The 23,540-nt window shown below is 50.5% G+C and carries 28 protein-coding genes; 19 read left to right on the top strand and 9 right to left on the bottom strand.

Annotated features, from left to right (window positions below; genetic code table 11):
* Positions 1–93 precede the first annotated feature (93 nt).
* Together ACO0LI_RS00815 and ACO0LI_RS00810 are read left to right on the top strand one after the other, a co-directional pair.
* A complete protein-coding gene (locus ACO0LI_RS00815) occupies positions 94–1,059 on the top strand; it encodes a homoserine kinase (RefSeq protein WP_423030133.1) in 966 nt (321 codons plus the stop codon).
* Positions 1,056–1,835: a BPSS1780 family membrane protein gene (locus ACO0LI_RS00810; RefSeq protein WP_423030131.1), complete on the top strand. Its 780-nt coding sequence runs from the start codon at positions 1,056–1,058 to the stop codon at positions 1,833–1,835. Before ACO0LI_RS00815 ends, ACO0LI_RS00810 begins: the two co-directional genes overlap by 4 nt.
* Here ACO0LI_RS00810 and ACO0LI_RS00805 read toward each other — a convergent pair.
* Positions 1,820–2,275, bottom strand: a complete 456-nt coding sequence (locus ACO0LI_RS00805; RefSeq protein WP_422949486.1) for an OsmC family protein — start codon at positions 2,273–2,275, stop codon at positions 1,820–1,822. The two genes, ACO0LI_RS00810 and ACO0LI_RS00805, sit on opposite strands and share 16 nt — an antisense overlap.
* A 441-nt stretch (positions 2,276–2,716) precedes the next feature.
* Here ACO0LI_RS00805 and rplM point away from each other — a divergent pair, with 441 nt between their 5' ends.
* From rplM to ACO0LI_RS00750, 11 genes are all read left to right on the top strand, one after another.
* Positions 2,717–3,145 carry a 50S ribosomal protein L13 gene (rplM, locus tag ACO0LI_RS00800; RefSeq protein WP_110255178.1) on the top strand — a complete coding sequence of 143 codons (429 nt, stop codon included), beginning with the start codon at positions 2,717–2,719 and terminating at the stop codon, positions 3,143–3,145.
* 9 nt (positions 3,146–3,154) lie between these two features.
* Entirely contained in the window at positions 3,155–3,547 is a 393-nt protein-coding gene (gene rpsI / locus ACO0LI_RS00795; RefSeq protein ID WP_110255177.1) for a 30S ribosomal protein S9, read from the top strand.
* A gap of 168 nt (positions 3,548–3,715) precedes the next feature.
* Positions 3,716–4,753, top strand: coding sequence for an N-acetyl-gamma-glutamyl-phosphate reductase (argC, locus tag ACO0LI_RS00790; RefSeq protein WP_423030129.1), 1,038 nt, complete (start codon positions 3,716–3,718; stop codon positions 4,751–4,753).
* Between the two features lie 10 nt (positions 4,754–4,763).
* Positions 4,764–5,489, top strand: a complete 726-nt coding sequence (locus ACO0LI_RS00785) for a DUF6776 family protein (RefSeq protein ID WP_422949484.1) — start codon at positions 4,764–4,766, stop codon at positions 5,487–5,489.
* A 112-nt stretch (positions 5,490–5,601) separates the two neighbouring features.
* Positions 5,602–5,991 (top strand): bactofilin family protein, encoded by a 390-nt coding sequence (locus ACO0LI_RS00780; protein WP_422949483.1) that lies wholly within the window; start codon positions 5,602–5,604, stop codon positions 5,989–5,991.
* Between the two features lie 48 nt (positions 5,992–6,039).
* Positions 6,040–6,390: an iron-sulfur cluster insertion protein ErpA gene (gene erpA / locus ACO0LI_RS00775; RefSeq protein ID WP_110255173.1), complete on the top strand. Its 351-nt coding sequence runs from the start codon at positions 6,040–6,042 to the stop codon at positions 6,388–6,390.
* A 179-nt stretch (positions 6,391–6,569) separates the two neighbouring features.
* Positions 6,570–7,058, top strand: a complete 489-nt coding sequence (locus ACO0LI_RS00770) for an ankyrin repeat domain-containing protein (RefSeq protein WP_423030127.1) — start codon at positions 6,570–6,572, stop codon at positions 7,056–7,058.
* A 175-nt stretch (positions 7,059–7,233) separates the two neighbouring features.
* Positions 7,234–8,712 carry an FAD-linked oxidase C-terminal domain-containing protein gene (locus ACO0LI_RS00765; protein ID WP_423030125.1) on the top strand — a complete coding sequence of 493 codons (1,479 nt, stop codon included), beginning with the start codon at positions 7,234–7,236 and terminating at the stop codon, positions 8,710–8,712.
* A 31-nt stretch (positions 8,713–8,743) separates the two neighbouring features.
* The gene (gene glcE / locus ACO0LI_RS00760) at positions 8,744–9,808 is read left to right on the top strand and encodes a glycolate oxidase subunit GlcE (protein ID WP_423030123.1); all 1,065 of its coding nucleotides are present in this window, start codon (positions 8,744–8,746) and stop codon (positions 9,806–9,808) included.
* Between the two features lie 3 nt (positions 9,809–9,811).
* On the top strand, positions 9,812–11,110 hold the full coding sequence (gene glcF, locus ACO0LI_RS00755) for a glycolate oxidase subunit GlcF (protein WP_423030121.1): 1,299 nt from the start codon (positions 9,812–9,814) through the stop codon (positions 11,108–11,110).
* Positions 11,111–11,113: 3 nt separating this feature from the next.
* A complete protein-coding gene (locus ACO0LI_RS00750; protein WP_423030119.1) occupies positions 11,114–11,650 on the top strand; it encodes a DUF2867 domain-containing protein in 537 nt (178 codons plus the stop codon).
* Positions 11,651–12,217: 567 nt separating this feature from the next.
* Here the strand turns inward: ACO0LI_RS00750 and ACO0LI_RS00745 are convergent.
* The 3 genes from ACO0LI_RS00745 to ACO0LI_RS00735 are packed head-to-tail and all read right to left on the bottom strand — an operon-like array spanning position 12,218 to position 14,896.
* On the bottom strand, positions 12,218–12,700 hold the full coding sequence (locus ACO0LI_RS00745) for a glutathione peroxidase (protein WP_162039951.1): 483 nt from the start codon (positions 12,698–12,700) through the stop codon (positions 12,218–12,220).
* On the bottom strand, positions 12,697–13,833 hold the full coding sequence (locus tag ACO0LI_RS00740) for a PilT/PilU family type 4a pilus ATPase (RefSeq protein ID WP_423030117.1): 1,137 nt from the start codon (positions 13,831–13,833) through the stop codon (positions 12,697–12,699). Before ACO0LI_RS00740 ends, ACO0LI_RS00745 begins: the two co-directional genes overlap by 4 nt.
* Positions 13,834–13,852: 19 nt before the next feature.
* On the bottom strand, positions 13,853–14,896 hold the full coding sequence (locus ACO0LI_RS00735) for a type IV pilus twitching motility protein PilT (protein ID WP_422949475.1): 1,044 nt from the start codon (positions 14,894–14,896) through the stop codon (positions 13,853–13,855).
* A 133-nt stretch (positions 14,897–15,029) separates the two neighbouring features.
* Here ACO0LI_RS00735 and ACO0LI_RS00730 point away from each other — a divergent pair, with 133 nt between their 5' ends.
* Positions 15,030–15,734 carry a YggS family pyridoxal phosphate-dependent enzyme gene (locus ACO0LI_RS00730; protein ID WP_423030115.1) on the top strand — a complete coding sequence of 235 codons (705 nt, stop codon included), beginning with the start codon at positions 15,030–15,032 and terminating at the stop codon, positions 15,732–15,734.
* A gap of 1 nt (position 15,735) precedes the next feature.
* The gene (gene proC, locus ACO0LI_RS00725) at positions 15,736–16,548 is read left to right on the top strand and encodes a pyrroline-5-carboxylate reductase (protein ID WP_423030113.1); all 813 of its coding nucleotides are present in this window, start codon (positions 15,736–15,738) and stop codon (positions 16,546–16,548) included.
* 25 nt (positions 16,549–16,573) lie between these two features.
* Here the strand turns inward: proC and ACO0LI_RS00720 are convergent, their stop codons facing one another.
* From ACO0LI_RS00720 to ubiA, 4 genes are all read right to left on the bottom strand, one after another.
* Positions 16,574–16,906, bottom strand: coding sequence for a hypothetical protein (locus ACO0LI_RS00720; protein ID WP_422949472.1), 333 nt, complete (start codon positions 16,904–16,906; stop codon positions 16,574–16,576).
* A 3-nt stretch (positions 16,907–16,909) separates the two neighbouring features.
* Positions 16,910–17,299, bottom strand: a complete 390-nt coding sequence (locus tag ACO0LI_RS00715; RefSeq protein ID WP_423030111.1) for a phage holin family protein — start codon at positions 17,297–17,299, stop codon at positions 16,910–16,912.
* 16 nt (positions 17,300–17,315) lie between these two features.
* Positions 17,316–17,627, bottom strand: coding sequence for a DUF883 family protein (locus ACO0LI_RS00710; RefSeq protein WP_162039958.1), 312 nt, complete (start codon positions 17,625–17,627; stop codon positions 17,316–17,318).
* A 129-nt stretch (positions 17,628–17,756) separates the two neighbouring features.
* Positions 17,757–18,623 (bottom strand): 4-hydroxybenzoate octaprenyltransferase, encoded by an 867-nt coding sequence (ubiA, locus tag ACO0LI_RS00705; protein ID WP_423030109.1) that lies wholly within the window; start codon positions 18,621–18,623, stop codon positions 17,757–17,759.
* Positions 18,624–18,832: 209 nt separating this feature from the next.
* Here ubiA and ugpB point away from each other — a divergent pair, with 209 nt between their 5' ends.
* The 4 genes from ugpB to ACO0LI_RS00685 all read left to right on the top strand — a co-directional run bounded on the left by ugpB (position 18,833) and on the right by ACO0LI_RS00685 (position 23,130).
* A complete protein-coding gene (ugpB, locus tag ACO0LI_RS00700; protein ID WP_422949468.1) occupies positions 18,833–20,146 on the top strand; it encodes a sn-glycerol-3-phosphate ABC transporter substrate-binding protein UgpB in 1,314 nt (437 codons plus the stop codon).
* Positions 20,147–20,316: 170 nt separating this feature from the next.
* A complete protein-coding gene (gene ugpA / locus ACO0LI_RS00695; protein ID WP_423030107.1) occupies positions 20,317–21,198 on the top strand; it encodes a sn-glycerol-3-phosphate ABC transporter permease UgpA in 882 nt (293 codons plus the stop codon).
* Between the two features lie 2 nt (positions 21,199–21,200).
* Entirely contained in the window at positions 21,201–22,052 is an 852-nt protein-coding gene (ugpE, locus tag ACO0LI_RS00690) for a sn-glycerol-3-phosphate ABC transporter permease UgpE (RefSeq protein WP_422949466.1), read from the top strand.
* A gap of 1 nt (position 22,053) precedes the next feature.
* A complete protein-coding gene (locus ACO0LI_RS00685) occupies positions 22,054–23,130 on the top strand; it encodes a sn-glycerol-3-phosphate import ATP-binding protein UgpC (RefSeq protein WP_423030105.1) in 1,077 nt (358 codons plus the stop codon).
* A 114-nt stretch (positions 23,131–23,244) separates the two neighbouring features.
* Here ACO0LI_RS00685 and ACO0LI_RS00680 read toward each other — a convergent pair whose 3' ends face one another.
* Positions 23,245–23,493 (bottom strand): hypothetical protein, encoded by a 249-nt coding sequence (locus tag ACO0LI_RS00680; protein WP_423030103.1) that lies wholly within the window; start codon positions 23,491–23,493, stop codon positions 23,245–23,247.
* Positions 23,494–23,540: the final 47 nt, after the last annotated feature.

The raw sequence follows: 23,540 nt of genomic DNA, 5'->3' as shown, positions 1-23,540 counted from the left end.
GCCAGGCATGCACTGAGCAAACCGGGCGGTAGCCAAGCATTGACGGTAAATATTCGCAGTAAGCATTCACTTAGTTCTCATTTTTTTATTGATATGGCAGTTTTTACACCGGTAACCCTGGACGATCTTGGCCCCTGGATGCAGCAATTCCCTTTGGGTAGAGCTTTAAGCATCAAAGGTATTGCTTCAGGCATAGAAAATAGCAATTTTTTCATCAATACCGAAGCAGGTGAATTCGTCCTGACGATTTTTGAAAATCTGAGCTTTGAGCAATTGCCGTTTTACCTGAAGCTCATGCGTCATTTGGCGGACCATGGTGTACTGGTGCCTGCGCCTATTGCCAATGATCAGGGTGAGCTAGTGGTCGCTCTGCATGGCAAGCCTGCCGCGATTGTCAGCAAGCTTGAAGGCAGCTCACAAATGGACCCGCAGTCTGTTCATTGTGCCGAGGTAGGTGCCATGCTGGCACGTATGCATGTGTCAGGTAAGGATTTCAGCATACAGCAACCCAATCTGCGTTCGCTGGACTGGTGGCATGAGACCACGCCAAAGGTACTGCCTTTCCTGTCAGATGAATTGCAGCATCTGTTGCGGGCCGAAGTACATTTCCAGGATGCTTTCGACAGCACGCCAATTTACCGTGCCTTGCCGCGTGGCCCTGTGCATGCCGACCTGTTTCGCAATAATGTGATGTTCGACGGCGAGCGCCTGACCGGTTTCTTTGACTTTTATTTCGCCGGTTGCGATACCTGGATTTTTGATGTGGCCGTAACCGTCAATGACTGGTGTATTGATGTTGCCACTGGCGTGCTGGATGACGCCCGTGTACTGGCCTTGCTGAACGCCTATCATGCCGTGCGCCCTTTCACTCAGGAAGAGGGCATAGCCTGGCAGCCAATGTTACGTGCAGCGGCTTTGCGTTTCTGGTTGTCGCGTCTGTATGATTTTTACCAGCCGAGGGATGCAGAAATGCTGACCCCGCATGATCCTACACATTTTGAGCGTATTTTGCGCCTGCGTGAATCGGGGCGTGTCCCGGCATTGCCTGTCAATACATGAAAACAGTAGATGCAAGGTCAGGCTGGACGTGGGTGACCCGTGGTTTTGCGTTATTCCGTCAACGGCCCGCAGAGTTGATCAGCTTGTTTTTCTTATGGATGATGCTGACTCAATTGCTGAAGTTCATTCCTTTAGCAGGACAATTTTTGAGCCTGTTTTTGTTCCCGGTATTTTCAGTCGGGCTTATACAAGCCTGTTTGCTGATCGAAAATGAGCAGAGAATAACGCCCAGTTTGCTTTTTATCGGTTTTAAATCTGAGCACAGGCTTGCTTTGCTGGGATCGGGTGTATTCCGTATAGTGGCCATATTTGTAACCGGCTTACTTTCTGATGCACTGGCTGACGGAGATATTGAGGCCTTCGTAAAAATTATGCAAACTGCCGGGCCTATGGATGCGAATGCGCTGCAGCAAGCTTTTCCTTTCAAGGGCATTTTCTTTTCGGTCCTGTTTTATATTCCATTTGCGATGGCATTTTGGTACAGCGTTCCCTTGATGGTATGGCAGCGAATGTCGCTGATGAAATCCATGTTCTATAGTTTCTTTGCCGTGCTGCATTCCTGGAAGGCGTTCATTGTCTATGTCCTTGGCTTGTATGGTGTGATGATACTGGTCAGCCCGTTTGCACTCATTTTTGCAGGAATAGATATTTATGTTGCAGCACTTATGCTTGCAGCATTGTCATTTCTTATTTTTGTTATCGCTTATTGCTCTTCTTATCCGACTTACACAGATGTTTTTGGTAAGCCGGATCAGGAAAGTCAGCCTGCAGCCTGATGTTCTGAGGGCAGGTCGAGGTCTTCGATGATTTCAAAGCTGTGCGTCATTTCTGCTGTCTTTTCCAGCATGATTGACGCAGAGCAGTATTTTTCATGTGAGAGCTTAATAGCGCGTTCAACCAGGTTAGGTTTCAACTGACGGCCACGCACAACGAAGTGGAAATTGATCTTGGTGAATACCTTGGGCTCGGTCTCCGCCCGCTCTGCCGTCAGCTTGACATCGCAACCACGGATATCCTGCTTGCCCTTGCGCAAAATCAGAACCACATCATAGGCCGAGCAGCCACCCGTTCCCAGCAATACCATCTCCATAGGGCGGGGTGCAAGATTACGGCCGCCGCCATCTGGTGCTCCATCCATTAATACCGCATGACCGGAACCGGTTTCTGCAAGAAAAGACATGCCGGACGAGCCTGTCCAGCGTACTGTTGCTTCCATTCTTTACTCCCCAATGAATTAGAAAATACCGTCCTCAGATTGTAGCCTATTGCTCAAAATCGTGAACTTTTGCGAAAAAAACTGTGAATTACCTTGCACTGCACAATTTCTTATCCTATTATTGACTCATCGGTTAGTTAATAGCAAGTCTGGCAACTAACCTCGCAATTGTCTCCTCCACCTACTCCTTTGGTGGATTCAACCCGAAGCCAGTCTTCGGGTTTTTTTTTGCCTGTATTTCTGCAAAATTCCCACATGCTTGCTGCCCAGTCTGCACAAAAATTAAACAGTTCTTGCACTAAGTCTTTGAAAATACTATAATTTCCGACTCCCTGATCGCCCAAGGGAGAAGTGATAAGGACGAGTCTGCTGAAATTAATGGCAGAACCACCAAAAACACAGAATATTTGAGGGCGTTTTTAACTTTTATTAGGATTCAACATGAAAACCTTTTCCGCTAAGGGCCATGAGGTTCAGCGCGACTGGTTCGTGATTGACGCGACAGATAAAGTACTCGGACGTGTTGCCAGCGAAGTGGCACTCCGTTTACGCGGCAAACATAAACCAGAATTTACACCACACGTAGACACAGGCGATTTTATCGTTGTTGTTAACGCAGGCAAACTGCGCGTGACTGGTACTAAAGCTCTGAACAAAACATACTACCGTCACACTGGTTATCCAGGCGGTATCTATGAAACAAATTTCCAGAAAATGCAAGAGCGTTTTCCAGGTCGTGCACTCGAGAAAGCTGTTAAAGGCATGTTGCCTAAAGGCCCACTCGGCTATGCAATGATCAAGAAGCTGAAAGTCTATGCAGATGCAACACATCCGCACGCAGCTCAGCAACCACAAGTACTCGACATCTAAGGATTAGCCATGATCGGTAATTACAACTACGGAACTGGCCGTCGCAAGAGCGCAGTTGCTCGCGTATTCCTGAAATCCGGCAGCGGCAAGATCGTTGTCAACGGCAAACCAGCAAACGAGTATTTCTCTCGTGAAACTGGCCTGATGGTCATCCGTCAACCTCTGGAACTGACTAATAATCTCGAAACATTCGACATTATGGTTAACGTTCACGGCGGCGGCGAATCCGGCCAATCCGGTGCTGTTCGTCACGGTATCACTCGTGCACTGATCGACTACGATGCAGCTTTGAAACCTGAATTGTCCAAAGCTGGCTTCGTTACTCGTGATGCTCGCGAAGTTGAACGTAAAAAAGTTGGTCTGCGCAAAGCACGTCGCGCAAAACAATTCTCCAAGCGTTAATTTTTTATCGCTGGAAGCAATTACTACAATTGCAGCAATTGTTACAAGAGAAAGCCGCCTGCAAGGGCGGCTTTTTTGCTTTGGAGCATGTAACGAGTTTTTTCAGTCGCAGCGGCATGGACTCTTATGCTGCTAGAATAGCGTCAAAATTTCTTGCAAGGAAAGCATATGATAAAAATTGGCATCGTAGGTGGCACTGGATATACTGGGGTAGAATTATTGCGCATATTGGCCACCCATCCTCAGGCGCACATCACGGCAATTACTTCCCGTAAGGAAGATGGTTTGCCGGTTTCTGACATGTATCCTTCCCTGCGTGGCCGCGTCGATATCGCTTTTTCTGCGCCTGACAAAGCCAACCTCAAAGAATGCGACGTCGTCTTCTTTGCTACCCCGCATGGCGTCGCCATGGCACAGGCACCTGAACTGCTGGCTGCTGGCGTCAAGGTCATCGACCTGGCAGCCGACTTCCGCATGAAGAATGTGGCTGAATTTGAAAAATGGTATGCCATCCCGCACACCTGTACTGACGTACTGGAAGAAGCCGTGTATGGCCTGCCAGAGCTGAACCGTGCCGCCATCAAGACCGCCAGAGTAGTTGGCAACCCAGGTTGCTATCCAACCACCATGCAACTGGGCTTTGCACCGCTGCTTAAGGCTGGCATCATTGATGCTGGCAACCTCATCGCTGACTGCAAATCCGGTGTATCCGGTGCAGGCCGCAAGGCTGAACTGGGCCTGTTGTTCTCTGAGACCAGTGACAGTTTCAAAGCCTATGCGGCATCCGGCCACAGGCATACTCCTGAGACGGTAGAGCAATTACAGCGCATCAGCAAAGACCAGATTGGCCTGCTGTTCACGCCGCACCTGGTACCGATGATACGTGGCATGCATTCCACCCTGTATGCGCGCCTGAATACAGAAATCAGCAACGAAGACTTACAAGCCCTGTTTCAAAACGCGTACAAAGATGAAGTTTTTGTCGATGTACTGCCATTTGGCTCGCATCCAGAGACACGTTCCACCCGCGCTTCCAACATGTTACGCCTGGCTTTGCACAGACCAAATAATGGCAACACGGTCGTCATACTGGTCGTGCAGGATAATCTGGTCAAAGGCGCATCTGGCCAGGCAGTGCAATGTATGAATCTGATGTTTGGCCTGGAAGAAACGACCGGGTTGATGCACGTGCCAGTACTGCCGTAATCGCGCGGTCATGGCAAAGTCACGTCTGACTCCCAAGCGCTTTCTGGCGCCAAAAATGACGATTACGCATGAACGTCCATGGTCATCAAAAATGGCCATGGCTGGCATCGTCATTGCTGTTGCTGCCGGCATCGCTTGGTGGACTTATGATCTGGGCAAGAATTTTGCGTTTGGTTCCAGGATCAGTGCTGACCAGGTCGAAGAACTCAAAGAAAAAATCAAGGAATTGACTGCCGAGCGCGACAAGTTATCGCTGGCCGCCAATACCATAGAGAGCACGGTCAATATCGACAAATCTACCCAGAAGCAATTGACTGACCAGGTCAAGGCCTTGACGACAGAAAACCTCAAGCTCAAGGATGATCTGGCCTTTTTTGAAAGTCTGACGCCGTCCGCAGTCGGTGCCGAAGGTATCTCGCTACAGAATTTCAAGGTGGAAATACTCAGTCCAGGCCAGTTGCGCTATAGGGCGCTAGTCATGCAGGGCGGTAAAAGTGGCCGTGATTTCACCGGGGAAATGCAATTCAGCCTGAACTTGGTACAAGCCGGTAAACCTGCTACGATGCTGTTTCCCGATCCTAAATCGGGAGATGCCGGCAAGCTGAAGTTGTCATTCCGGCATTATCAAAGACTGGAAGGTACTATTACCTTGCCAGAAGGAGCTACGGTTAAGGGTGTGCAGGCCAAGGTATTATCGAATGGCCAGATCCGGGCTCAGCAAATGGTCAATTTATAATGGTCAATCTAAGCGGTCAACTCATCAACCAGGCAAAGAAAAGCTGCGCTTGCTAAAATAGCATTTCTGATATGCTGCGGCTTCTGGCTTATTTCCTCAAGAAGGAACACCAATGTTTAATCGAAAAACCAAAAACACCATAGACAGCCTGATCGGTGCAACCACCGTCATCCAGGGCGATTTGCATTTCAAGGGCGGTTTGCGCATCGATGGTCACATCCGTGGCAATGTTGTTGCTGATCTGGAAGCATCCAGCATGCTGGTGATTTCTGAGCAAGCCAAAATTGATGGTGAAGTCCGCGCCGCCCATATCGTGGTCAATGGCGTCATCAATGGTCCGGTATTTTCTTCAGAATTGCTTGAATTACAGCCAAAAGCACAAATATCTGGTGATGTGCACTACAAAACACTGGAAATGCTGAGCGGTGCCGTGGTATCTGGCAAGCTTAGCCATGACCAGGCACAAGAACCTGTCTTGAAACTCGCAGCGAACAATGCATAGATTTCTGTGCGGGTCTATAATGATGGTAAATAGTCTGAAGGAGTAATTATGAACGCTGTTGCCGAAATGCCCGCACCCATTGTTTTCACTGAAAGCGCCGCTGCCAAAGTAGCCCAGCTGATTGAAGAAGAGGGTAACCCTGACCTGAAACTGCGCGTCTTCGTACAAGGCGGTGGTTGCTCAGGCTTCCAGTATGGTTTCACATTTGATGAAATCACCAATGAAGATGACACGACCATGACCAAAAATGGCGTCCATTTGCTGATCGATTCCATGAGCTACCAGTATCTGGTTGGCGCAGAAATCGATTACAAGGATGATCTCGAAGGCGCACAGTTCGTCATCAAGAACCCAAATGCAACAACCACTTGTGGTTGCGGTTCTTCATTCTCAGCATAATCCTCGTCGATTTGCCTGAAAAAGGACGCTTAGGCGTCCTTTTGTTTTTGCGTGCCCGATTGGAGCTAAAGCTAGAACTAATTGTTACAGTTTATAGATTCTTAATAAACTGCTTATTAAATGATTTCATGTAAGATTCCGCCCTCTGGCATTTAATCAATTTAGCAAGGTGGTTCGACATGAAAAATAAACTGGCATTGGTCCTGGTATCCATCTCACTCACGATGACGATGGCCGTACATGCAGGCGAAGGCGAGTTGAGCAAATCAGAACGCCGCCAGTACAATGCCATGCTCAAGGCGATTGATGGTAATGACGCCGCTGCCGTAGAAAAGCTCATCAAGGACAAGATCAAGCTGGACTTGCAAGAGGACAGCCGTGCCGCCCCCACTTTCATGACGCAGGCAGCATTGAAGGGTAACAATGACATCATCCTGGCTTTGCTCAAGGCTGGTGCCAGCATAGAATCTACCAATGGCGACGGGCATACCCCTTTATTCTGCGCCGTGATGTCAGACAAGCTGGAAACAGTTCAGCTTTTGATCAGCAAAAAAGCTGACGTGAATGCCACTGCACCTAATGGTGATACGCCTTTGTCATGGGCGAAGGGCGTAGCCAAGCCGAACAAGAAAATGATAGATGTTCTGGTCAAGGCTGGCGCTAAGTAAATTTTTTTACGGATAGAGCTGGTAATTTCTCGCTCTGTAAAGCTGTCTCCTTGGCAGGCTGTTGCATACAGCACTTCTACAAGAAGCAATGAAAAGTATTTGCGGCAATTTCTGAGAACAATTCATCACAAGACATGGAAAGCTGATTACACTCCTTGAATCAACAGGAGCCAGCATGGAAGCATCACTCGCCATATCTTCACGCCAGCAAGACCTTGTGCGCGCACTGCGGCAGCAATTGCCTGCGCATTGCATTTTGTATGATGAAGAAGATACCCGCCCCTATGAATGTGATGGCCTGGCAGCCTACCGCCAGTTACCGATGGTAGTGACCCTGCCCGAGAATGAAAGCCAGGTCATCAGCATCATCAATATCTGCCGTGACAAGCAGATTGCCATTGTGCCACGAGGTGCTGGTACCGGTTTGTCTGGCGGTGCCATGCCGATTGCTGACGGCCTGGTGCTGTCAACCGCCAAGCTCAATAAAATCATCAAAGTCGATGCCTATGCCCGCACTGCGGTCGTGCAACCTGGCGTACGTAATCTGGCGATTTCTGAAGCGGTAGCTACCCACGGCTTGTATTATGCGCCCGACCCGTCTTCACAAATCGCCTGCACCATAGGCGGCAATGTTGCAGAAAATTCTGGTGGTGTGCATTGCCTTAAATATGGCCTGACCGTTCACAATGTCATGGCGGTACGCGCCATCACCATGGAAGGCGAAGTCATCGAGCTGGGTAGCGGTGCGCTGGATACGCCTGGCCTGGATTTGCTGGCCGTGTTCATAGGTTCTGAAGGCATGCTCGGTGTCGTCACTGAAGTGACCGTTAAACTTATTCCCAAGCCGCAAACAGCACGCGTCATCATGGCGTCGTTTGATGATGTGGTCAAAGGCGGCAATGCGGTGGCCAGCGTGATTGCGGCAGGCATTATCCCTGCCGGTCTGGAGATGATGGACAAGACATCTTCGCGCATGGTGGAACCCTTTGTGCAAGCAGGGTATGACACCGATGCCGAAGCCATTTTGCTCTGTGAATCAGACGGCACCATAGAAGAAGTTGAAGAAGAAATCGCCCGCATGAGCGCTGTGCTGGAGCAGGCTGGTGCCACCGCACTGGCCGTGTCCACTACCGAAGCAGAACGTCTGCGTTTCTGGTCTGGCCGTAAGAATGCATTCCCCGCTGCGGGTCGTATCTCCCCCGATTATTACTGCATGGATGGCACGATACCGCGCAAGCATCTGGCGCAAGTCCTGATCGGCATCACCGCCATGGAAGAAAAATATGGCCTGCGTTGCGCCAATGTTTTTCATGCTGGCGATGGCAATTTGCATCCACTGATTTTATTTGATGCAAACAAAGAAGGTGAGTTTCACCGGGCCGAGGAATTTGGTGCCGAGATACTGGAGTTATGCGTCAAGGTCGGTGGCACGATCACTGGCGAGCATGGCGTAGGCATAGAAAAAATCAATTCCATGTGTGTACAGTTTTCCAGTGAAGAGATTACCGCCTTCCTCGCCTTGAAACGAGCTTTTGATCCGGACGCATTGCTGAATCCGGACAAAGCCATACCTACCTTGCATCGCTGTGCTGAATACGGCCGCATGCATGTGAAAAGAGGCAGTTTGAAGTTCCCTGATTTGCCGCGTTTTTAAAGACAGAGGCTAGACTTAATTGGACGATGGCATGCAAACGACGCTAGACAATTTTCGTGATCGCATATTGGCTGCAAGCGCCAGTGGCACAGCGCTGCAGATACAGGGCGGTGGCAGCAAGCACTGGTATGGGCAGGATGTGCAGGGTGAGGTGCTGGATACCCGCTCCTACAGCGGCATCCTGGCGTATGACCCGACTGAGCTGGTACTGACCGCCCGCAGCGGTACGCCGCTGACAGAAATAGAAACCGCCCTGGCAGCACAAAACCAGATGCTGGCATTCGAGCCGCCGCACTTTGGTACTACCGCCACCATAGGCGGTGTCGTTGCCGCTGGCTTGTCCGGCCCGCGACGGCCTGCCGTTGGTGCCGTGCGTGATTTCGTGCTCGGTGCCAGCCTCATGAATGGACAAGGGCAAATACTGGAATTTGGTGGTCAGGTCATGAAGAATGTCGCTGGCTATGATGTCTCGCGCTTGCTTACCGGTTCCATGGGTTGTCTGGGTTTGCTGCTGGATATTTCCGTCAAGGTCTCACCACGTCCCTTTGCAGAAACCACCCTGGTGTTTGCTTTGTCAGAAGCAGATGCGCTGACGCGTTTGAATCTATGGGCAGGCCAGGCCCTGCCCATCTCTGCCAGTTGCTGGCATGTAGGCCGATTGATGCTGCGCCTGTCCGGCGCAGAGGCCGCAGTGCGTGCCGCCAAAGCCAGACTGGGTGGTGAAGAAATGCAGGATGCCACGGCTTTCTGGACAGCTTTACGTGAACAGACCCTGGATTTTTTCCAGCAGGAAGAAGAGCACGGTCTGTGGCGCTTATCACTACCATCTACCAGCCCGGCCTTGAAGCTGACTGGCAAATCGATGATCGAATGGGGCGGGGCACAGCGCTGGCTCTACAGCACCGAAAAACCAGAACTGATACGCCTGACGGCACTGGCCGCTGGTGGTCATGCGACATTATTCCGTGGTGGTGACAAGAGCATAGGTGTATTCGCCCCCTTGTCTGCACCGGTAGAAAAGATACATAGACGCCTGAAGAATACTTTTGATCCCGCCGGTATATTCAATCCCGGTCGCATGTACAAAGGCTGGTAAACAATGCAAACCAATCTCGCTGATTTCATTAAAGACACACGCGAAGGCAAAGAGGCTGAAGACATCCTGCGCAAGTGTGTGCATTGCGGATTTTGTACAGCCACTTGCCCGACTTATCAATTACTCGGTGATGAGCTTGATGGCCCGCGTGGCCGCATCTACCTCATCAAACAGGTCCTGGAAGGCAAACCCGCTACGGCTAAAACGCAGCAACATCTGGATCGTTGCCTGACTTGCCGCAATTGCGAAACCACCTGCCCATCCGGCGTGCAATATGGCCGCCTGGTGGATATAGGCCGTCAAGTCGTAGAAAAACAGGTAGGCCGCCCACTGTTCCAAAAACTCAATCGCGCTGCGCTCAAGGCCGTGCTGCCACGCAAATGGATATTCAATCCCGCGATGAAGCTGGGGCAAAGCCTGCGCGCAGTCTTGCCCAGGTCCTTGCAAAATAAAGTGCCGCTGGCGCAAGATGCAGGACTATGGCCGCAAACTGAGCACGCCCGCAAAATGCTCTTGCTCGACGGTTGCGTGCAACCTGCGATGTCGCCAAATATCAATGCTGCCGCTGCCAGGGTGCTTGATGCCATGGGCGTGCAATTGCAGATTGCGCAAAAGGCTGGCTGTTGCGGGGCCATACGCTATCACTTGAATGAGCATGAAGATGGCCTCAACGATATGCGCCAGAATATCGATGCATGGTGGCCGTATGTAGAGGCTGGTGCAGAAGCCATCGTCATGACTGCCTCTGGCTGCGGTGCTACGGTAAAAGAGTATGGTCATCTGCTGGCGCATGATGCCGCATATGCAGGCAAGGCTGGAAAGATATCCATGCTGACCCGTGACCTTAGTGAAATTTTGCCAGAATTCCAGCCGCAACTGGTGCAGCGCCTGCAAGGCAATATCAACACACTCAGCAAGCGCATCGCCTGGCACCCCCCTTGCACGCTGCAACATGGCCAGCAGATACGCGGCAAGGTTGAAGGCCTGTTGACTGCCATCGGTGTCGATGTGAAGCTGTGTGCCGACAGTCATTTATGTTGCGGTTCAGCCGGTACTTATTCTGTCCTGCAACCCAAGCTCTCGTATCAATTGCGGGATAATAAGGTACGCAATCTGGAGGCAACGGATGCAGAGATGATTTTGTCGGCGAATATAGGGTGCCTCACGCATTTGCAATCAGGTACAGAACTGCCGGTACAACACTGGATAGAACTAATAGACCGGGCCTTGCAGGACTCTGTGATAAGCCAGGATTTGCCTGAAGCGGACAGTGCATCATCCGCTGTCAATAAACCCGAGTGACACATGCCTGGCCAGCGCACACTCCTCAGCGAATGCGGGCACCCAGAGCAAAGTGTGCTGATGCCCGAGCTGGTGCATGCAGCCTATTATCGCGATTCGTACAGGGTTGAGTTTGGTCGTAGCGAACTGACAGTCAGCGATGCATTTCACGCGGTTTTCATGCACCGGCCAACATGGATGAAGCTCATCATGCTCAGCCGTAATTACCTGGCGTCCCTATTTGGCATTGCCGTGCCAGACAAGGCAGAAATCATGCATCCACGCATGAGATCCGATTATAAAGTCGGTGAAAAGATAGGCGCATGGCCTATTTTTTATTTGAGTTCAGAAGAACTGGTTGCCGGACGCGACAATAGCCATCTGGATTTCCGGCTTTCGATTGTGCGGGTAGAAGAAGAGCAGACCGTTGCTATTGTAATCTCAACGGCCTGTTTGACGCACAACTGGTTTGGGCGAGTCTATATACGACTGATACGCCCTTTTCATCGATGGGGACTGAAGTACCTGATACGGCAAGCAATGTTGGCGGGGCGCTTGTGATCTGAGATGTTATCCCGTGATATCAATCATCACTCAGCCAACAACTTTTCTATATCATCCAGCAAATCCTTCGGTGCAGTCTCGCTTGAAGACAGTGCGATCTTTCTTGATCAGTTGATTAATCAAAGGTTTTGAGGGGGGGGCTAACAGGCATTAGCCTGCGTCAATTTACGGTAAGGAACAATACTGAAAACATCAGAGGAATAGTCACTAGTGGAATGGCCATTGCAATTTTATGGCGCCTTATTATCGCAAACAGATAGCTCAGAATTACCACTGTGACGAATATACCTATCCAGGCAGGAACCAAAATGGAATTGAAGTAATTACCTTGATTATTGTTTCCGGCACCTGCGCCAGCGAAAACTCCTAAAAGATATCCGAAGAAACCATTGACAAAAAGACGAATGCTCACCTTGAGAAGAGATTTATAACGTTGCATCAATTTGACGAGTTGGATGGCGCAAGCGTTCAAAATAAAGCCTGCACAAGCCTATAGTTGAGTTCAGTACAGTACGCACGAATGCCATCACATATGTTCTTATAAAACCATGTGATGGTTTTATATTATTCCGCCAGCAGCTTTTCTATATCATCCAGCAAGTCTTTAGGTGCAGTCTGTGGCGCATAGCGTTTGAATACTGTGCCATCTTTCTTGACCAGGAATTTGGTGAAGTTCCATTTGATGGACTGGCTGCCCAGTAAACCCGGAGCCTGGCTTTTCAGATGCTGGAACAGTGGGTGAGCCTTGTCGCCATTGACATCGATTTTGTCGAACAGCGGGAAGGTCACACCATAATTCTTTTCGCAGAATGAGCCAATTTCACCAGCCGACCCTGGTTCCTGATGGCCAAACTGGTTACAGGGGAAGCCCAGTACTTCAACACCCTTGTCCTTGAATTGCTGGTAGATCGCTTCCAGTCCCTTGTACTGTGGCGTGAAACCGCAATTGCTGGCGGTATTCACGATCAGCAATACCTTGCCTGCATATTGCTTCAGATCGACGGGCGTGCCTTGCAGGCTATTAGCTTGAAAATCGAGCGTACTCATACTATGCCCAGATGTTTGGTGCCTGCACTGAGGTCACGGTCTTTGGCGTCTTTACCTCTCAGCATGATGGCCAGGCGCAGCTCATTGACAGAATCGGCATTGCGCAGGGCATCTTCATAGGTGATCTCGTCTGCTTCATGCAAATCAAACAAAGACTGATCGAAGGTTTGCATGCCCAGTTCACGGGATTTCTTCATGATCTCTTTTATCTCATGTACCGCGCCTTTAAAGATCAAATCAGACACCAGGGGGGTATTGAGCATGATCTCTACGGCAGCAGCACGACCCTTGCGCCCTTTAAGTGGTATCAGGCGCTGAGAAATAACGGCTTTCAAGTTCAGTGACAAATCCATCAGCAATTGCTGGCGACGTTCTTCCGGGAAGAAGTTGATGATACGGTCCAGCGCCTGGTTAGAGCTATTCGCATGCAGGGTGGCCAGGCAAAGATGGCCGGTTTCCGCAAAGGCAACAGCAAAGTCCATGGTTTCGCGGTCACGGATCTCACCAATCTGGATAACATCTGGTGCTTGACGCAGAGAGTTTTTCAGCGCTGCACCCCAATCTTCAGTATCAATGCCGATTTCACGCTGGGTAATGATGCAATTCATGTGCGGGTGCACATATTCTATCGGGTCTTCAATCGTAATGATGTGACCGTAGCTATTTGCATTTCTGTAACCCAGCATGGCCGCCAGCGAGGTGGATTTGCCTGAACCGGTAGCTCCCACCATGATGACCAGGCCGCGCTTGGTCATGGCGATTTCTTTGAGATTTTCCGGCAAGCCCAGGTCTTCGAGTTTAGGAATGGCAGTCGTAATCGTCCGCAATACCAGACCTACGCGGCCTTGTTGCATGAAGGCCGAGACGCGGAAACGCCCCAGTCCTGCCGGGCTGATCGCGAAATTACATTCCTTGGTCGATTCAAATTCTGATGACTGCTTGTCGTTCATGATAGAACGGGCCAGATCGACAGTGTGTGCTGGGGACAGCGGTTGATTCGACACTGGCGTTACCCGCCCGTCTATCTTGAAGGCTGGCGGGAAGTCCGCAGTAATAAACAAGTCTGAACCGTTTTTGCTGAGCATGAGTCTCAGCAAATCATTCATGAATTTGGTGGCCTGATCGCGTTCCATGTTCTTATCCTTTGATCTCTTAGCCTGGGAAGTTGTCTGGTGTTTTGGCTGCACCACGTGCAGTCGCCACCGAGATGACATTGCGGCGCACCAGATCGGTCAGATTTTGATCCAGCGTCTGCATGCCTAGGTTACTACCGGTTTGTATCGATGAATACATCTGTGCAATCTTGGCTTCGCGGATCAGGTTGCGTATCGCCGGGGTGCCGAGCATGATTTCATGCGCAGCCACACGGCCAGAACCATCCTTGGTTTTCAGCAGGGTTTGCGAGATAACCGCTTGCAGGGATTCTGACAACATCGAACGTACCATCTCTTTTTCTTCTGCCGGGAAAACGTCAACAATACGATCGATAGTCTTGGCAGCAGATGAAGTATGCAGAGTACCAAACACCAAGTGACCCGTTTCAGCAGCAGTCAGTGCCAGGCGTATGGTTTCCAGATCACGCAACTCACCAACCAGGATGGCATCAGGATCTTCACGCAGGGCAGAGCGCAGCGCGTTGTTGAACGACATCGTATGCGGGCCGACTTCACGCTGGTTGATCAGGCATTTTTTAGATTCATGCACAAATTCTATCGGGTCTTCGACCGTCAGGATGTGACCATATTCATGCTCATTCAGGTGGTTCACCATGGCAGCCAAGGTGGTTGATTTACCCGAACCTGTAGGCCCGGTCACCAGCACCAGACCACGCGGTTTTAAAGCCAGTTCAGCGAAAATCTTGGGCGTATTTAGCTGTTCCAGCGACAAAATCTTGGATGGAATGGTACGCATAACCGCAGCCGCGCCGCGTTCCTGGTTAAAGGCATTCACACGGAAACGGGCCAGACCAGGGATGGAAAAGGAAAAATCGCACTCCAGCGTGTCTTCATAGGCTTTGCGTTGCGAGTCGTTCATGATGTCATAGATCAACTCATGGACGTCTTTATGCTCCAGTGGTGGCAAATTAATGCGCCTGACGTCACCATGTACCCGTATCATGGGCGGCAAGCCGGAGGATAGGTGTAAATCGGAGGCATTGTTCTTGACGGAGAACGCCAGCAGTTCTGAAATGTCCATTTATAATTCCGGTAATGAAATCGTTGCTGATTGTGGGTAAGCTGCTCTAAAGCAAGATATCGCAATATTAAGCTGTGGATGGGAGTTTTACCAGAAGTCCACAACGAATTAGATAGATTTTTGGTTACTGATTATGTCCTCAATTTCTGACAACTTGCAAGCCGTAAGTGCTGATATTCGCGCTGCTGCGCTTGCCAGCGGGCGCGATCCCCAACAACTACGTCTGTTGGCCGTGTCCAAGACCTTTCCTGCTGATGCCGTCATAGACGCCGCCGCGGCTGGTCAGCACTGTTTTGGTGAAAATTATCTGCAGGAAGCTTTGGAGAAAATGCAGGAAGTACAGGCAAAAAAGCCGCAACTTCAGCTCGAATGGCATTTTATCGGCCCGATACAAAGCAATAAGACACGTCCCATTGCCGAGCATTTTGCCTGGGTGCATTCAGTCGACAGGGAAAAAATCGCCCAGCGGCTGTCGGAACAAAGACCGGCAGGCATGCCAGCCCTGAATATTTGCCTGCAAGTTAATATTAGCGGCGAAGCAAGCAAGAGCGGTGTCTTGCCTGAAGAAGCTGTGGCACTGGCGCAAAAAATTGCCGTGTTGCCGGGCTTGCAATTACGTGGCCTGATGGCCGTGCCTGAAGCCAGTGATGACGAACAGGTGCAAAGACAGGCATTTCGCCAGTTGAAGCAGTTGAGCGATAGCATACAAGCCGCAGGTATTGCCCTGGACACCCTGTCCATGGGCATGAGTAGCGATATGCACGCAGCAATCGCAGAAGGCAGCACCATGCTCAGAATAGGAACAGCTATTTTTGGAAACCGGAATTATGCAAAATAAGATGAAAATCGCCTTCATAGGCGGCGGCAACATGGCAAACGCCCTGATAGGCGGCTTGCTCAAGAATTTGACGACGGCTGAACATATTCATGTCATAGACCTTAATCAATCCTCTCTAGATAAATTGAGCAGCGATTTTGGTGTCAGCACAGCAATGGCTGCCGATGCCAGGCTGGAACAGATGGATGCAATTATCCTGGCCGTCAAACCGCAGCAATTGCGGGAAGTCGTGCAGGGCCTGGCCCCTTACCTGGGGCAGCAACTGCTTATCTCAATTGCCGCCGGCATACGTGCGACAGATATGGCGCGCTGGCTGGGTGGCTATGAAAAAATTGTGCGTACCATGCCCAATACCCCGGCACTCATAGGTCAGGGCATGACAGGTCTGTTTGCATTGGCTGCTGTCAGTGCAGAGCAAAAACAAATCGCCGAGCACATCATGCAGGCAGTTGGCGCAACTACCTGGCTGGACGATGAAAGTTTGCTGGATGCTGTTACCGCAGTATCCGGCAGTGGCCCGGCGTATGTGTTTTATTTTATTGAAGCCATGCAGCAGGCCGCAACGGAGCTGGGCCTGAGTCCTGAGCAGGGCCTGCAACTAGCAATGACGACTTTTACCGGCGCGGCGCAACTTGCCTTGCAAGCGACAGAACCAGTCAATGTTTTACGTGAACGTGTTACATCCAAGGGCGGTACTACTTATGCCGCTTTGACCAGCATGGAAAACGCCGGTGTCAAACAGGCTATCGTCAATGCTATCAAGGCAGCAGCAGCCAGAGGAAAAGAATTGGGAGATGAGTTCGGGCTAGTGTAGAGGCGAAGAGAAGTAGGACTCGCTACTATGATTTGCCCGAATGACTGACATCTGAGCGTACGCGTTGCAGTATATTCGCAACGCTGCGCCAGGTTTCCCAGCCAAGTATCGCTGACCTGGCAAAAGAAAATATACGTCTGGGTTTGAGTATAAAAATAGCAGCAACAGCTATGCCACCCAGCAACGGACGATGGCGGACGATTTCGCCCGCCTTGCCGAGCAAACCCGTGGCGACGCCTGTCATTCCCACGGATTCTTTTAATTCCTGGCAATGTATGCTCATCAAACCACGTTCTGCCTGTATCTTCAACAACAATGCCTGACGCCGTAGGGCCAGTCTTTCCTGACGGTTACCCATAGTCTAGCCCTGTTCCTTTTGATTCACATCACTGCGATTGAAGACAGAAGCGTCTTTTTTCAATTCAGCCAGGCTATGGAATAACAAACCGGGTTTATTGGGGAATTGATTGCGCACCCTTAAACCTATACCTGCTGCCAGCACACCAAATACGGCGATTAAAACCAGCAATACCGTATAACGGTATTGTGTATCCCAAAATACTGCTACCACAGTCAGTATTATCAGCAGAATGGTAAGGCAGGCAAAAAACAGCGCCAGCAATGACCAAATCAGGCTGGAAGAAAAATGTGCAAATTCTTCTTCCAGCTCAACAGCAGCCAGTTCCAGGCGGGTGCGCACCATACTGCTCAGTGTCGCAGCAAGTTGTCCCAATGAATCGCTGATAGCCATTGATTACTTACTGCGCTTATCGGCTACGGCCAATCAGTAGGCCCACCAGCAGGCCGACACCAGCGGCAATACCGGCGGACTGCCATGGATTTTCTTTGACATAAACGTCGGTGGCCTTGGCAGCCTCTTTTGTGCGTGTTACGACGATATCTTCGATACGCTCAACTTCTGCCTTGGCATTTCTCAAGGTTTTTTCAAATTTGGCCTTGGCAGACTTGAAGCCTTCGCTGCCTTGTTGCTCGGTATTTTTCAACAGTTCTTCTGCATCGCGGATAACCAGATGCAAGTCATTCATCAATTGTTCTTTATGTTCATCTACTGTGCTCATGATTCATCCCTTCTGGTTGGTCAAATAATTTACAGCTTATAGTAATGATGTATGGCTACTTTGCGTTAATGCAAGATGTAGCAAGATGTAATTTAATACCGCGAATTAAGAAATTGGCAATCTGTCAGCTTACTTTACTGCATAGTCAATGGCAATACCAGCAAAGATTGCTGCGCCCAGCCAGTTGTTATTGATAAAAGCCGCAAAGCAGGCCATGCGTTCACGCTCACGTATCAGGGTGTAGTGGTAGAGCGAAAAACCGATAGCCACCCCCATGCCCGCCAGGAACCAGGTACGCAGGCCAAATTGCCAGCCGACTAGTGCGATCAGCATGAAGCTGATTGCATAACACAGCATGACGGCAAAGACGTCGTAGCTGCCAAAGGTAATGGCAGAGGTCTTGATGCCTATCTTCAGATCATCATCCCTGTCCACCATCGCATACTCGGTATCATAGGCAACCGCCCAGAATACATTCGCCAGTAACAGTATCCAGGCCGCCACAGGCACTGTATTTTGCACGGCAGCAAAGGCCATCGGTATGCCAAAGCCAAAGGCGATGCCCAGGTAAGCCTGGGGAATCGCAAAGAAACGCTTGAAATACGGGTAACTGCCTGCCACCACGACCGCCACGACAGACAATTGTTTGGTTAGTGTATTAAGGGGCAGGATCAGGCAAAAAGAAATCAGCGCCAGTACGACGGCAACGCCGACGGCTTCTTTGCCGGATATCTTGCCACTGGTCAGTGGCCGGTCTGCCGTGCGTTTGACATGGCGGTCAAAGTCACGGTCCGCATAATCATTGATGGCGCAACCAGCAGAGCGCATCAGCGCCGTGCCCAGGCTGAAAATCAATACCAGATGCCAGTCCGGTTGGCCATTCGAGGCTATCCACAGCGCCGCCAGCGTAGGCCAGAGTAATAAGAGTATGCCTATGGGCTTGTGCAGCCTGACCAGTTTGATGTACCAGCCCAGGCGAGTCAGCAAGAAATTCATGATTCAGCTTTGTTGTTGCGCATGGCAGAATTATAAGTGTTATCTATACACGGAGTGGTGCAGAGTGATATCTTAATGAATTGCTACACTCAGTGCTTGCCTGAAAGCCTGGGTACATCATGCTACTCATGTCACTCGTGTCACTTAATAAGCGCCATGATTTTGCAACAATCGCACATAATTATTATTAGAAGTTTTTGGGACTATCTATGAAATTGCAAACCAAACTGGCCTGGGCCAGTGCTGCGGTATTAATGAGCCTGGCTGGCTCTGCCCATGCAGTGACGGAAATAAGCTGGTGGCACTCGATGACCGGCGCCCTGGGCGACCGCGTTACCGCGCTGGCTGAGCAATTCAATAAAAGCCAGAATGAATACAGGGTCACGGCTGTCTATAAAGGCAGTTATGACGAAGCACTGGCTGCGGGTATTGCGGCCTTCCGCGCTGGGAATGCCCCACACATACTGCAAGTGTTTGAAGTCGGCACTGCAACCATGATGTATGCCAAGGGTGCAGTCAAGCCGGTATCTGAAGTCATGAAGGTCGCGGGTGAAAAATTCGATGCCTCTGGCTATGTGCCGGCAGTCGCGGGTTATTACACTTCACCCAAGGGAGAAATGCTGTCCTTCCCCTTCAATAGCTCAACCACCGTGTTTTACTATAACAAGGACATGTTCGCCAAAGCAGGCATGGACCCTAACAAGGCACCATCAACCTGGCAAGAAGTCGTTGCTGCCGCTGCCCGTCTCAAAGCCAGCGGCGAAAAATGTGCGTACACCACAGGCTGGCAAACCTGGGTGCACCTGGAAAGTTTTTCAGCCTGGCACAATGTGGAGTTCGCGTCCAAAGGCAATGGTTTTGGTGGTCTTGATGCACGCCTGACCTTCAATAGCCCACTGCATGTACGCCACATAGAAAATCTGGAGAACTGGGCCAAGCAAGGTTACTTCACCTATGCAGGTCGCAAAAATGAGCCGGAAGCGAAATTCTATTCTGGCGAATGCGGCATGCTGACGTCATCAAGCTCTGCTTATGGCAATGTCGCCAAGAATGCCAAGTTCAAATTTGCCGTTGCACCTTTACCGTACTATTCCGATGTCAAAGGCGCACCGCAAAACACCATCATCGGCGGTGCTTCGCTGTGGAGCATGAATGGCAAAAAGACAGAAGAATACAAGGGTGTCGCCAAGTTTTATAAATTCCTCTCACAGCCAGAAGTGCAAGCCAAATGGCATCAGGAAACCGGCTATCTACCGATCACCAATGCCGCGTATGAGATGACCAAGAAGTCAGGCTTTTATGAAAAAACACCAGGCCCTGGTGTCGCCGTCCAGCAAATGATCGTCAAGACCACAGACAAATCCCGCGGCATACGCCTGGGCAGTTTTGTCCAGATACGCACCATCATGGATGAAGAACTGGAATCCGTCTGGAGCGGTAAAAAATCAGCCAAGGCCGCACTGGATAATGCTGTTTTGCGTGGCAATGAGTTGCTGGATCGTTTCGAAAAAGCGAACAAGTAAGTCTTAAGACCCCTCACTACAGAGACACCGAGACACAGAGAAACCCAAGAGAAAAACAAAAAGAACAAAGGCCAAAGATTGAGTTTGATGCCTTTGTTTTTTCTCTATGCCAACTCAGTGTCTCAGTGTCTCTGTGGTGAGCTTTCAGGTCCTATTCATTAGAGGTTTTTTTGGAAAAGCGTGCACGGTTTCGTTCAGCCTGGTTGCCTTATCTGCTGCTCTTGCCGCAGTTACTGGTAACAGTGCTGTTTTTTTTCTGGCCTGCAGTGCAGGCCCTGTATCAATCCGTCTTGTTACAGGATGCCTTTGGCATGTCCACCCAGTTTGTCTGGTTTGATAATTTCAAGTCCCTGTTTGCTGATGAGACTTATCTGGCGGCCTTCAAGACCACGGCACTGTTTTCCAGCCTGGTGGCGGTGTTAGGCCTGAGCCTGTCTTTGCTGATGGCAGTTTTTGCAGACAGGGTAGTCAGGGGTAGTTCCATCTACAAGACCATGCTGATCTGGCCGTATGCCGTGTCGCCGGTTGTGGTGGGTGTGTTGTGGATGTTTTTGCTCAATCCTACGCTGGGCATCGTTGCTCATGGTTTGCGCCATTTTGGCATTGAGTGGAATAATCTCTTGAATGGCCGTCACGCCATGATATTGATCGTCCTGGCGGCGGTGTGGAAGCAGATCAGCTATAACTTCTTATTTTTTCTCGCGGGTTTGCAATCGATACCCAAGTCGCTGATAGAGGTTGCGGCGATAGATGGTGCCGGGCCGTGGAAGCGTTTCTTTACCATCGTCTTTCCGTTGCTGACGCCAACCACTTTCTTTTTGCTGGTCGTGAATATCGTCTATGCGTTTTTTGATACCTTTGCAATCGTTGAAGCTACTACTCAAGGCGGCCCTGGCAAGGATACCGAGATCCTGGTATTCAAAGTTTTCAATGATGGTTTCAAGGGCGGTGACCTTGGCAGTGCTGCTGCGCAGTCCGTCATATTGATGAGCATCGTCATCGTACTGACTGTGCTGCAGTTCAAATACATAGAAAAGAAAGTGCAGTATTAAGCATGATAGAACGCCGGCCTTTTCTGGGCATGTTCAGCCACTTTATTCTGATACTTGGTGTCAGCCTGGTGGCTTTCCCCATCTATGTCGCTTTTGTCGCCGCTACCCAGACGGCTGAACAATCTGCCCTGGCACCGATGTCCCTGATACCGGGCGACCAGCTCTGGGTCAATTTGCAGGCAGTGCTGGGCACAGGTACGTCAGGTAATGTCGCCAGTAGCCCGGTAGGCCGCATGATGTGGGTCAGCCTGGTGTCGGCACTGATGATCGCCATAGGCAAGATTTCGATTTCCATGTTGTCTGCCTTTGCGCTGGTGTATTTTCGCTTCCCTGGCCGCACGCTGTTTTTCTGGATGATTTTTGTCACCCTGATGCTGCCTGTTGAAGTGCGTATCAGCCCGACTTATAAAGTGGTGTCTGACCTGTCCATGCTCAACAGCTACGCCGGGTTGACGGTGCCGCTGATTGCTTCGGCGACAGCGACCTTCTTGTTCCGGCAATTCTTTTTAACCGTACCCGATGAACTGGCAGAAGCTGCACGTATAGACGGCGCTGGCCCCTTGCGCTTCTTCAAGGACATTCTGTGGCCGCTGTCGCGCACCAATGTGATTGCCCTGTTCGTCATCATGTTCATCTATGGCTGGAACCAGTACCTCTGGCCCTTGCTGGTATCGACAGAACAGAATATGTACCCGATAGGTGTAGGCATCAAGCGCATGATTGCTGGTGGTGATGCCGCAGTTGAGTGGAATATGGTGATGGCGACTCTGCTGCTGGCGATGTTGCCGCCTGGCTTGGTGGTCGTCATCATGCAAAAATGGTTTGTTAAGGGTTTGGTAGATTCCGAAAAATAGCATGGCACAACTACATTTTAAAAACGTCACCAAAACTTACGGCAAGGGCGATAAGGCCGTTGCCGTCATCCATGGCATTTCCATGGATATCAATCATGGTGAATTCATTGTCATGGTTGGTCCCTCTGGCTGTGGTAAATCAACGCTTTTGCGTATGGTCGCAGGGCTGGAAGAAATTACTTCTGGCGATATCGTCATAGGCGACAGGGTTGTCAACAATCTGGAACCCAAGGACAGGGATATCGCCATGGTGTTCCAGAACTATGCGCTGTACCCGCACATGAGTGTCTATCAGAACATGGCTTATGGTTTGAAGATACGCGGTTTTTCCAAAGCTGATATTGAAACCAGAGTACAAAAAGCGGCGCAGATACTGGAACTGGGGGCGCTGCTTGACAGAACCCCGCGCCAACTCTCTGGCGGTCAGCGCCAGCGCGTTGCCATGGGGCGTGCCATTGTCAGGGAACCAGCAGTATTTTTGTTTGATGAACCACTGTCAAACCTGGATGCCAAATTGCGGGTACAAATGCGTCTGGAAATCCAGCGCCTGCACAAGGCACTGGGCACCACCAGCCTGTATGTCACCCATGATCAGGTCGAGGCCATGACACTGGGCCAGCGCATGATAGTCATGAATGGTGGCTTGGCGGAACAAATAGGCACACCGGCAGAAGTATATGCAACGCCGGCCACTACCTTCGTCGCCAGCTTTATCGGTTCACCACCGATGAATCTTTTGCGTGGCAAGCTGGCTGAGAATGGCAGACAGATGCAGATAGGCCAGGCACTGGTGTCACTGCCGCTGGTGCAACGCGAAGCAGAGCGAGTCGCCAACCGTGAACTGATATTGGGTGTACGTCCAGAACATTTGTTCATAGGCATGCCAGGTCTGCCACTGGATGTACAACTGGTAGAGTCGCTGGGGGCAGATTTGCTGGTGCATGGTCTATGTGGTGGTGAACCCATGGTGATACGCACGCCTGCAGGCACGGCAGTAGAAGCAGGTCAGCGCACCACCGCAGGCTTTGCTGCGGATGTCGTGCATTGGTTTGACCCTGTTACCACTAAACGTATCTGAGCAAGTGAGCCTTTAAGCATCTCAGCATCTGGAGATTTGATACGGTTCAGCAAACCAATTTCAGTTGCAGCCTATCGATCAATGAATCGATCAAAGAACCGATCAAACAAGCGCTCAAACAATCAGGGCAGCTTTGCGCTTTTGATTTTGCTGCTGCTTTAAAAAATCCGAGCGTACACTGGCGCGGCTGGGTGTGCCATTGAAGCCATTGGCTTTGCTGATGGCGGGCGTTTGCTGCTCGCTTTTTTGCCCGCAAATATAACCCAGCCCAAACACTGCGAACGTCAGCAGCGCGGCTATTGCATATCTGCGTACAGTTTCACGTCTGCTGCTGTTCATACTGGCATCACTTCCTGTTTGCATTCCTGACCCCTTTGGACTGAAGCTTGAATATTTGCATGGGCAGCGAG

Source organism: Undibacterium sp. Tian12W (assembly GCF_049339405.1).
Taxonomy (GTDB): Bacteria; Pseudomonadota; Gammaproteobacteria; order Burkholderiales; family Burkholderiaceae_D; genus Undibacterium.
Note: the sequence above shows the minus strand (reverse complement) of the source record. Positions and strands in the feature narration are given on the sequence as shown.

Coding starts and splice junctions, on each gene's coding strand:
- ACO0LI_RS00805 (WP_422949486.1), bottom strand. CDS start 2,275: ATGGAAGCAACAGTACGCTGGACAGGCTCGTCCGGCATGTCTTTTCTT.
- ACO0LI_RS00720 (WP_422949472.1), bottom strand. CDS start 16,906: ATGGGTAACCGTCAGGAAAGACTGGCCCTACGGCGTCAGGCATTGTTG.
- erpA (WP_110255173.1), top strand. CDS start 6,040: ATGAACGCTGTTGCCGAAATGCCCGCACCCATTGTTTTCACTGAAAGC.
- ACO0LI_RS00765 (WP_423030125.1), top strand. CDS start 7,234: ATGGAAGCATCACTCGCCATATCTTCACGCCAGCAAGACCTTGTGCGC.
- ubiA (WP_423030109.1), bottom strand. CDS start 18,623: ATGAATTTCTTGCTGACTCGCCTGGGCTGGTACATCAAACTGGTCAGG.
- rplM (WP_110255178.1), top strand. CDS start 2,717: ATGAAAACCTTTTCCGCTAAGGGCCATGAGGTTCAGCGCGACTGGTTC.
- ugpB (WP_422949468.1), top strand. CDS start 18,833: ATGAAATTGCAAACCAAACTGGCCTGGGCCAGTGCTGCGGTATTAATG.
- ACO0LI_RS00810 (WP_423030131.1), top strand. CDS start 1,056: ATGAAAACAGTAGATGCAAGGTCAGGCTGGACGTGGGTGACCCGTGGT.
- ACO0LI_RS00715 (WP_423030111.1), bottom strand. CDS start 17,299: ATGGCTATCAGCGATTCATTGGGACAACTTGCTGCGACACTGAGCAGT.
- proC (WP_423030113.1), top strand. CDS start 15,736: ATGAAAATCGCCTTCATAGGCGGCGGCAACATGGCAAACGCCCTGATA.
- ACO0LI_RS00730 (WP_423030115.1), top strand. CDS start 15,030: ATGTCCTCAATTTCTGACAACTTGCAAGCCGTAAGTGCTGATATTCGC.
- ugpE (WP_422949466.1), top strand. CDS start 21,201: ATGATAGAACGCCGGCCTTTTCTGGGCATGTTCAGCCACTTTATTCTG.
- ACO0LI_RS00815 (WP_423030133.1), top strand. CDS start 94: ATGGCAGTTTTTACACCGGTAACCCTGGACGATCTTGGCCCCTGGATG.
- glcE (WP_423030123.1), top strand. CDS start 8,744: ATGCAAACGACGCTAGACAATTTTCGTGATCGCATATTGGCTGCAAGC.
- ACO0LI_RS00680 (WP_423030103.1), bottom strand. CDS start 23,493: ATGCAAACAGGAAGTGATGCCAGTATGAACAGCAGCAGACGTGAAACT.
- glcF (WP_423030121.1), top strand. CDS start 9,812: ATGCAAACCAATCTCGCTGATTTCATTAAAGACACACGCGAAGGCAAA.
- ACO0LI_RS00740 (WP_423030117.1), bottom strand. CDS start 13,833: ATGGAACGCGATCAGGCCACCAAATTCATGAATGATTTGCTGAGACTC.
- ACO0LI_RS00735 (WP_422949475.1), bottom strand. CDS start 14,896: ATGGACATTTCAGAACTGCTGGCGTTCTCCGTCAAGAACAATGCCTCC.
- ACO0LI_RS00780 (WP_422949483.1), top strand. CDS start 5,602: ATGTTTAATCGAAAAACCAAAAACACCATAGACAGCCTGATCGGTGCA.
- ACO0LI_RS00750 (WP_423030119.1), top strand. CDS start 11,114: ATGCCTGGCCAGCGCACACTCCTCAGCGAATGCGGGCACCCAGAGCAA.
- ACO0LI_RS00785 (WP_422949484.1), top strand. CDS start 4,764: ATGGCAAAGTCACGTCTGACTCCCAAGCGCTTTCTGGCGCCAAAAATG.
- rpsI (WP_110255177.1), top strand. CDS start 3,155: ATGATCGGTAATTACAACTACGGAACTGGCCGTCGCAAGAGCGCAGTT.
- ACO0LI_RS00710 (WP_162039958.1), bottom strand. CDS start 17,627: ATGAGCACAGTAGATGAACATAAAGAACAATTGATGAATGACTTGCAT.
- ACO0LI_RS00685 (WP_423030105.1), top strand. CDS start 22,054: ATGGCACAACTACATTTTAAAAACGTCACCAAAACTTACGGCAAGGGC.
- argC (WP_423030129.1), top strand. CDS start 3,716: ATGATAAAAATTGGCATCGTAGGTGGCACTGGATATACTGGGGTAGAA.
- ACO0LI_RS00770 (WP_423030127.1), top strand. CDS start 6,570: ATGAAAAATAAACTGGCATTGGTCCTGGTATCCATCTCACTCACGATG.
- ACO0LI_RS00745 (WP_162039951.1), bottom strand. CDS start 12,700: ATGAGTACGCTCGATTTTCAAGCTAATAGCCTGCAAGGCACGCCCGTC.